Below are 7234 nucleotides of genomic sequence, written 5' to 3' on the forward strand. Positions count from 1 at the left end.
TCCTCGGCTACGCCGCCGGGACCCCGGCGGCGTAGCCGAGGACGAGGCCGGGCGGGTGGGGGCGCTGGCAGTGCCACGACAGCGGGTGGGCCTTGACGCCCCGGTCCAGCGCGGCGGCCGCCACGGCCCGGTCGATCGCCCCGCCCTCGTCGTCCCCGGCGGCGAGGGTGACGGTCAGGTGCAGCCCGGCGGCGGCGCCGTGGACGGTCGCGGCGGGCAGGTGCTCGGCGATCGCGCGGATCATCGCGTCGCGGCGCGCCCGGTGCCGGCGGCGCAGGAACCGCAGCTGCCGCTCCAGCTCCCCGGAGTCCATCAGGCGCGCCAGCACCAGCTGCGGCAGCACCGCGCCGCCCAGGTCGGCGCAGCGTTTGGCGTCCACGACGGCGTCGCGGTGGGCGGGCGGCGCCAGCAGCCAACCGGTGCGCAGCGCGGGCGCCAGCAGCTTGGAGACGCTGCCGGCGTAGAAGACGCGGTCGGCGAGCATGGAGCGCAGCGCCGGGACGGGCGGCCGGTCGTAGCGGTGCTCGGCGTCGTAGTCGTCCTCGATGATCAGCCCGCCGTCGCGGGCCCAGTCCATCAGCGCGCGGCGGCGGGGGCCCGACAGGACGGCGCCGGTGGGGAACTGGTGGGCGGGGGTGAGCAGGACGGCGGGGGCGCCGGACGCGCGCAGCAGGTCCACGCGGATCCCGTCGGCGTCGACGGGGACGGGCGGGTGCGCGGTGCCCCAGTAGTCCAGGTGCTGGCGGGTGCCGAGCGATCCGGGGTCCTCGAAGGCGACGGTGCCCGCGCCGGCGTCGTGCAGGACGCGGGCCAGCAGCCCGATGACCTGCGCGGTGCCGGCGGTGACGACGATGTCGGCGGGGTCGGCGCGCACGCCCCGGTTGCGGGCCAGCCAGGACGCAACGGCCGTGCGCAGTTCGGGTGCGCCGCGGGGGTCGCCGTAGCCGAGGCCGGACGCGGGCAGCGTCGCCAGGACGGCGCGTTCGGCGCGCAGCCACGCGGCGCGGGGGAAGGCGGTGAGGTCGGGCAGGCCGGGTGACAGGTCGACGCGGGCGGGCGCGGCGACGACGGGCGCGGCGACGACGACGGTGCCCGCGCGGCCGCGCCCGGCGACGTGGCCGTCGTCGACCAGCCGCCGGTACGCCTCGGTGACCACGCCGCGCGAGACCCGCAGGTCGGCGGCCAGCGTGCGGGTCGCGGGGAGGCGCGCGCCGACGGGCAGGCGGCCGTCGGCGATGGCGTCGCGGAGCCGTCCGGCCAGCCAGTCCGCCCGTCCCCCGCGGGGCGCGTCACGGACGTCGAGCTGCAGGAAGTCCGCGCCCGCCGCGCCCGCCGCGCCGGGCCCCGGCGCCGCCGCATCCCCCGTTATGGACCTGTCGTCGGCATCCCCATTGGACCTGTTCACCGGGCCATTGTGGCGCCAGGGTGGACCCCATGGAAACCACCGCGACCGGCGGGGCCGGCGAGACCGGCTACGTCCACGGATACACCGACCGCGAGGCGCGGCGGCTCGGCGAGCAGGCCGACGCCCTCGCCGAGCTGCTGCACGGCGGCACCCGCTACCCGGCCGGCTCCCGGGTCCTGGAGGTCGGCTGCGGCGTCGGCGCCCAGACCCTCCACCTGATCGACGGCAGCCCCGGCGCGGAGCTGACCTGCGTCGACGTGTCCGCCGAGTCGCTGGCGCGGGCCCGCGCCCGCGTCACCGCCGCCCGACCCGGGGCGCGGGCGACCTGGGTGCGCGCCGACCTGCACGACCTGCCGTTCGCCGACGGCGAGTTCGACCACCTGTTCGTCTGCTTCGTCCTGGAGCACCTGCCCGACCCGGTCGCGGCGCTGGCCGGGCTGCGGCGCGTGCTGCGCCCCGGCGGCACCCTCACCGTGATCGAGGGCGACCACGGGTCGGCGTTCTTCCACCCCGACAGCGCCCCCGCCCGCACCCTGATCGGCCACCTGGTCGCGCTGCAGGCCGCCAAGGGCGGCGACGCGCTGATCGGGCGGCGCCTGCACCCGCTCGTGCGCGCCGCCGGATACGGGCGGGTGCACGTCGGGCCCCGCACCGTGTACGTGGACGCGTCGCGGCCCGCGCTCGTCCAGGGGTTCATCCACGACACCTTCACCGCCATGGTCGGCTCCGTCCGCGACGAGGCCCTGGCGGCCGGGCTGGCCACGCCGGGCCAGTGGCGGGACGGCATCGACGGGCTGCGGCGCACCGCCGGACCCGACGGCGCCTTCCACTACACCTTCTTCAAGGCCACCGCCGTCAACCCCGCCCGTCCGGACGCCGCTCCCGGCGGCGCCCCCGGCGGCGTCGCCGGTCAGGACGCGCGCACCAGCGGCAGCACCTCACGGGCGTAGAAGTCGAAGAACCCGTCCTGCTCCGGCCCGATCTGCTGGACGAACACGTCGTCGTACCCCGCGTCGACGTACTCGCGCAGCGCCCGCGCGTGCACCCGCGGATCCGGGCCGCACGGCACCCGCTCGGCCACCATCTCCTCGGTCACCAGCCCCGTCAGCTGCTCGAACTGGCGCGGCAGCGGCAGCAGCTGGCCGGCCTCCCCCGGGATGTAGTCGCTCGCCCACAGCCGGTGCGCCGTCCGCAGCGCCGCACCGGCGTCGGCGCCCCAGCACGCCTTCAGCCCGCCCTGCACCGGCTTGCCCAGGCCGCCCGCGTCGCGGAACGCCGACGCCAGGTCCGGGTCCGGCATCATGGACATGAACCCGTCCCCGACCCGGCCCGCCAGCGTCGCCGCCTTGGCCCCGAACCCCGACACGTAGATCGGCGGAGGCTCGTCCGGCAGCGTGTAGAGCCGGGCGGTGTCCACGCTGTAGTGCTCCCCGCGGTGGGTGACCAGGCGGCCGGTGAACAGCCGCCGCATCACCTCGATCGCCTCCTCCAGCATCTCCCGCCGCGTGGCCGCGGGCGGCCACCGCGAGTCGACGATGTGCTCGTTGAGCAGCTCCCCGGTGCCGACGCCGAGGAAGAACCGCCCCCCGGTCAGCACCGCGGACGTCGCCGCGGCCTGCGCGACCACCGCCGGGTGCGTGCGCACCAGCGGGCAGGTGACCGCGGTGCCGATCGGCAGCGACGTCGCCTCCGCGATCGCACCGATCACCGTCCACACGAACGGCGCCTGCCCCTGCTCCTGCACCCAGGGATGGAAGTGGTCGGAGATCCACAGCGCGTCGAACCCGGCCCGCTCGGCCAGCCGCGCCTGCCGCACCAGCTCCCCCGGCCCGTGCTCCTCGCACGACAGGAAGTACCCGAACCTCGCCATCGACGCCTCCCCGGGACGCGTGCCTGCGGGCGCCTCCCCCTCGCCGCCCCGGCGGGCCCGCCGGCGGGCGGCGCACGCCCGTAGCGCGCCCTACCCCGGACGTCCCGTACAAACCCGGATGAACCGGGCGGCGGCCGCGGCCGATCATGGTTGGAACCGTCCGGCGGGGTATGCGGAGGCCATGACCAGAGCCCTCACCACGACCGCCGCCGAGGCGCTCGCCTGGTGGACCGCGCTGCTGGCCGGATACCTGGCGCTGGTGTCGACGGTCTCCGCCACCGAGATCGCGGTGGGCGCCGCCGCCGCGGCGGCCGGAGCCGCCGCCGGGATCGCCGCGCGGCGCGTGCTGTCCAGCGGCGACGCCCGTCGCGCCGGGCCGCGGCCGCGCTGGGCCGCCCGGCTGCCCGCCGCGCTGGCGTGGCTGCCGCCGCAGATCGCCGCCGACACCCTGCTCGTCCTGGCGCGCGGCGGGACCGGCGGCCGCTGGTACCGGGTGCGCACCGCGCCCGGCCCGGCCGGGCGCGGCACCGCGGCGCTGCTGCTGTCGCTCTCCCCCGGCGGGCTCGTCGGCGCCGTCGATCCCGGCCGCGGCCTGCTGGACGTCCACCGGCTCCAGCCCGGCCCGTCACCGTTCGAGCGCCGCCTGGCCCGCACCGGCCTCATCGCCGAGACCCCGCCAGCCCCCGACGGCCGCGACGGCGGGACGCCGGGCGGCGGTGAGGCGCCGTGAGCCCCGCGAGCATCACCGCCGCCGCACTGCCCGCCGCCGTCCTGCTGCTCGGCGGGCTGCTGCCGGTCCTGGCCGGCCTCCTGCGGGGACGGCCCGCCGACCGCCTCGCCGCCCTGCTGGCCGCCGGGCCCCTCACCGTCCTGGTCCTGGCGCTGCTCGCCGCCGCCTACGGGCGCCCCGTCTACCTGGACGTCGCGCTGGTCCTGGCGCTGCTGTCCGCGGCCGGCTCCCTGGTGTTCGCCCGGTTCCTCGCCCGGACGCTGTGAAGGGAGACGGCCCGCGATGACCCTCGACGCCCTCGCCGCCGCGCTGACCTGGACCGGAGTCGCCGTCGCGGTGCTGTCGGCGCTCCGCCTCGCCGCCACCGGCGACGCGGCCGCGCGGCTGCACGTGTCCGCGCCCGTCACCGTGGCGGCCGTCCCGGCGACGATCGCCGGGCTGGCGCTGCTGCCCTGGTCGTCCTGGCACGACGTCGCCAAGCTCGCGGTCATCGGGCTGCTGCTGGCCGGCACCGGACCCGCCGCGATGCTCATCGCCGGGCAGGCCGTCCACCGCCTCGACGCACCGCCGCCCGGCCCCGCCGAAACCGGCACGGGCGGGACCGATACGGGCGGGACCGGCGCGGGCGGGACCGGGAGCGCGCGGTGACGCCCGCACCGGCCCTGACCGGCGCCCTCGCCGACGTCCTGCTGGTCACCGGGTTCGGGCTGGCGGCGGCCGCCGCCACCGCCGTCGTGCTCACCCGCGACCCCGTCCGGCAGGCGATCGTGTTCTCCGGGCACGGCCTCGTCCTCGGCCTGCTGTTCGTGATCCTCCAGGCCCCGGACGTCGCCATGTCCCAGATCGGCGTCGGCGCGGTCGTCGTCCCCCTCATCGTCGTGCTGGCCCTGCACGCCACCCGCCGCCACCGCCCCGCCACCGACGGCGACCCCGACACCGAAAGCACCGAAAGCACCGACGGCACCGGCGGCGGTGCCGGGGAGCCCGGCGGGCGCCGCGCGGACGGCGGGCCCCGGTGAGCCCCCGCGCCCGCCTCCTGCTGTTCGCCGCCGGCGCCGCCGGATGCGCCGCCCTCTACACCCTCGCCGTCCTCGGCCTGCCCGGCTTCGGCGGCCCCTTCCACCCCTACGCCGACCGCGCCGTCCGGCAGGCCCTCGAGCAGGGCACCGCCAACGCCGTCGCGTCGGTCACCTTCGACCAGCGCGCCTTCGACACCGTCGGCGAGGAACTGATCCTGCTCGCCGCCGCCGTCTCCGCCCTCGTGCTGCTGCGCGCCTCCGGCCGCGAGGAGACCGCCGCCGGCGACACCGCCGCGCACGGGCCCGCCGACGTCCCCGACGCGCTGCGCGCCACCGGCCGCCTGCTGCTGCCGCCCACCCTCGTCGTCGGCGTCTACGTCGTCGCGCACGGGCACCTGTCCCCCGGCGGCGGCTTCCAGGGCGGCGTCATCCTCGGCACCGCCGTCCACCTGCTGTACCTGGCCGGGGACTACCCCGCGCTGCTGCGGCTGCGGCCCCTGCCGCTGTTCGAGGCCGTCGAGGCGCTGGCCGCCGCCGCGTTCGTCGGCGTCGCCCTCGCCGCCGCCGGCCTGATCCCCCTGCTCAACACCCTCGTCGCCGCCGAGGTCGGCTGCGCCCTGGTCTTGCTCATCGCCCAGTTCTTCACCCAGGCCCTCCTCGTCCACGAACCCGCCGAACCCGGCGGGACAGGAGGGCGCACGTGAGCCACCTGCCGCACCTCACCGCCGGGTACATCATGCTGATCGGCCTGTACGGCATCGTCACCAGCCGCGACCTCGTCCACGCCGTGGTGTGCCTGTCGGTCTCCCAGTCCGGCACCTACGTCCTGCTGCTGGCCATCGGCTACCGGCACGGCGCCACCGCGCCGGTGTTCTCCGACCGGCCGCCGCCGACCGCCGGACGGCCCGTCACCGACCCCGTCGTGCAGGCCATGACGCTCACCGACATCGTCGTCGGCGCCGTCGTCACCGCGCTGCTGCTCGCCCTGGCCGTCCAGATCGCCCACCGCCGCGGCACCCTGGACCCCGGCGAACTGCGCTCCCTGGAACCCTGACCGGCCCGCCCATGATCCTGCAGCTGATCCTCGCGGTGCCCGTCATGACCGCCGCCCTCACCGCCGCCGCCGGACGCCGCCTGCCGCGGCCCGCCGTGGACGCCGCGGCCCTCGCCGCCGCGGTCACCGTCGCCGCCCTGGCCGCCCTCACCCTCGCCCGCGCCGCCGACCGCACCCGCGTCGCGTGGCTCGGCGGCTGGGGACCCGCCACCGGCGTCGGCATCCCCCTGGTCGCCGACCCGCTCGCCGCCGCCCTCGCCCTCACCGCCGCGCTGCTGACCGCCGCGGCCCTGGTGTACTCGTGGCGGTACTTCGCCGAGGTCCACGCGATCTTCCACACGCTGATGCTGCTGCTGCTCGCCGCGATGTGCGGGTTCGTCCTCGCCGGGGACCTGTTCACCCAGTTCATGTTCTTCGAGCTGACGGGCGTCGTCGCGCTCGGCCTCACCGGCTACCGCTCCGAGGAGCCCGACACCGTCCACGGCGCCGTGAACTTCGGGCTGATCGTGTCGCTGGGCGCCTACCTCACCCTCACCGGCGTCGCCCTGGTGTACGGACGCACCGGGCAGCTCGGCCTGGCCGCCGCCGGACGCGCCCTCGCCGGCGCGCCGCCCGGGGACGCCCTGGTCACCGCGGCGTTCGTGCTGATCTGCACCGGCTACCTGGTCAAGGCCGCCGCGTTCCCGTTCCACTTCTGGCTCGCCGACGCCCACGCCGTCGCCCCCACCCCCGTCTGCGTGCTGTTCTCCGGCGTCATGGTCGAACTGGGCGTCTACGGGGTCGCGCGCGTCCACACCGTCGTGTTCGGGGGGCCGGTGCCGCTGGGCGGCGTCGCCGTGCTCGGCGCCGCCGCCGCGCTGCTGGGCGCCGTCATGTGCGTCCTGCAGACCCAGGTGAAACGGCTGCTGGCGTACTCGACGATCAGCCAGTCCGGGCTGCTGCTGGTCGGCGTCGCCGCCGCCTCCCCCGGCGCGGTCGCCGGGACCGCCTACGCGCTGGCCGGGCACGCCGCCGCCAAAGGCGCCCTGTTCCTGGCCGCCGGGGCCCTGCTGAACCGGCACGGCACCCTCGACGAGCACGACCTGCGCGGCCGCGGCCGCGCAGGTCGTGCTCGTCGAGGGTGCCGTGCCGGTTCAGCAGGGCCCCGGCGGCCAGG

At 77.5% G+C, this 7234-nt stretch carries 10 protein-coding genes; 8 read left to right on the forward strand and 2 right to left on the reverse strand.

Annotated elements, in window-relative coordinates; translation table 11 throughout:
• Window positions 1-7: 7 nt before the first annotated feature.
• The gene (gene pdxR, locus DMH08_RS37350; RefSeq protein WP_125620943.1) at window positions 8-1405 is read right to left on the reverse strand and encodes a MocR-like pyridoxine biosynthesis transcription factor PdxR; all 1398 of its coding nucleotides are present in this window, start codon (window positions 1403-1405) and stop codon (window positions 8-10) included.
• A 29-nt stretch (window positions 1406-1434) separates the two neighbouring features.
• On the opposite strand from pdxR, the gene DMH08_RS37355 reads away from it, so the two are divergent.
• The gene (locus DMH08_RS37355) at window positions 1435-2355 is read left to right on the forward strand and encodes a class I SAM-dependent methyltransferase (protein ID WP_125620945.1); all 921 of its coding nucleotides are present in this window, start codon (window positions 1435-1437) and stop codon (window positions 2353-2355) included.
• On the opposite strand, the gene DMH08_RS37360 is transcribed toward DMH08_RS37355, so the two are convergent.
• The gene (locus DMH08_RS37360) at window positions 2316-3275 is read right to left on the reverse strand and encodes an LLM class F420-dependent oxidoreductase (RefSeq protein WP_125620947.1); all 960 of its coding nucleotides are present in this window, start codon (window positions 3273-3275) and stop codon (window positions 2316-2318) included. The genes DMH08_RS37355 and DMH08_RS37360 overlap by 40 nt on opposite strands.
• A 181-nt stretch (window positions 3276-3456) precedes the next feature.
• On the opposite strand from DMH08_RS37360, the gene DMH08_RS37365 reads away from it, so the two are divergent.
• The 7 genes from DMH08_RS37365 to DMH08_RS37395 all read left to right on the forward strand — a co-directional run.
• Window positions 3457-4005, forward strand: a complete 549-nt coding sequence (locus tag DMH08_RS37365; RefSeq protein WP_125620949.1) for a hypothetical protein — start codon at window positions 3457-3459, stop codon at window positions 4003-4005.
• Window positions 4002-4271, forward strand: coding sequence for a monovalent cation/H+ antiporter complex subunit F (locus DMH08_RS37370; protein WP_051300478.1), 270 nt, complete (start codon window positions 4002-4004; stop codon window positions 4269-4271). The genes DMH08_RS37365 and DMH08_RS37370 overlap by 4 nt, the downstream gene beginning before the upstream one ends.
• Before the next feature lie 16 nt (window positions 4272-4287).
• Entirely contained in the window at window positions 4288-4653 is a 366-nt protein-coding gene (locus tag DMH08_RS37375; RefSeq protein WP_026401767.1) for a monovalent cation/H(+) antiporter subunit G, read from the forward strand.
• On the forward strand, window positions 4650-5024 hold the full coding sequence (locus DMH08_RS37380; protein WP_233618044.1) for a Na(+)/H(+) antiporter subunit B: 375 nt from the start codon (window positions 4650-4652) through the stop codon (window positions 5022-5024). Before DMH08_RS37375 ends, DMH08_RS37380 begins: the two co-directional genes overlap by 4 nt.
• The gene (locus DMH08_RS37385) at window positions 5021-5728 is read left to right on the forward strand and encodes an MnhB domain-containing protein (RefSeq protein WP_125620951.1); all 708 of its coding nucleotides are present in this window, start codon (window positions 5021-5023) and stop codon (window positions 5726-5728) included. The genes DMH08_RS37380 and DMH08_RS37385 overlap by 4 nt, the downstream gene beginning before the upstream one ends.
• The gene (locus DMH08_RS37390) at window positions 5725-6078 is read left to right on the forward strand and encodes a sodium:proton antiporter (protein WP_026401770.1); all 354 of its coding nucleotides are present in this window, start codon (window positions 5725-5727) and stop codon (window positions 6076-6078) included. Before DMH08_RS37385 ends, DMH08_RS37390 begins: the two co-directional genes overlap by 4 nt.
• Window positions 6079-6089: 11 nt before the next feature.
• Window positions 6090-7234, forward strand: a 1145-nt coding sequence (locus DMH08_RS37395) for a complex I subunit 5 family protein (protein WP_233618045.1), incomplete at its 3' end; no start/stop codon positions are given.

Source organism: Actinomadura sp. WAC 06369 (assembly GCF_003947565.1).
Taxonomy (GTDB): Bacteria; Actinomycetota; Actinomycetes; order Streptosporangiales; family Streptosporangiaceae; genus Spirillospora; species Spirillospora rifamycini.

What these genes read in the sequence shown, in the direction of transcription:
- DMH08_RS37355 (WP_125620945.1), top strand. Translation starts at nt 1,435, where the DNA reads ATGGAAACCACCGCGACCGGCGGGGCCGGCGAGACCGGCTACGTCCAC.
- DMH08_RS37360 (WP_125620947.1), bottom strand. Translation starts at nt 3,275, where the DNA reads ATGGCGAGGTTCGGGTACTTCCTGTCGTGCGAGGAGCACGGGCCGGGG.
- DMH08_RS37365 (WP_125620949.1), top strand. Translation starts at nt 3,457, where the DNA reads ATGACCAGAGCCCTCACCACGACCGCCGCCGAGGCGCTCGCCTGGTGG.
- DMH08_RS37375 (WP_026401767.1), top strand. Translation starts at nt 4,288, where the DNA reads ATGACCCTCGACGCCCTCGCCGCCGCGCTGACCTGGACCGGAGTCGCC.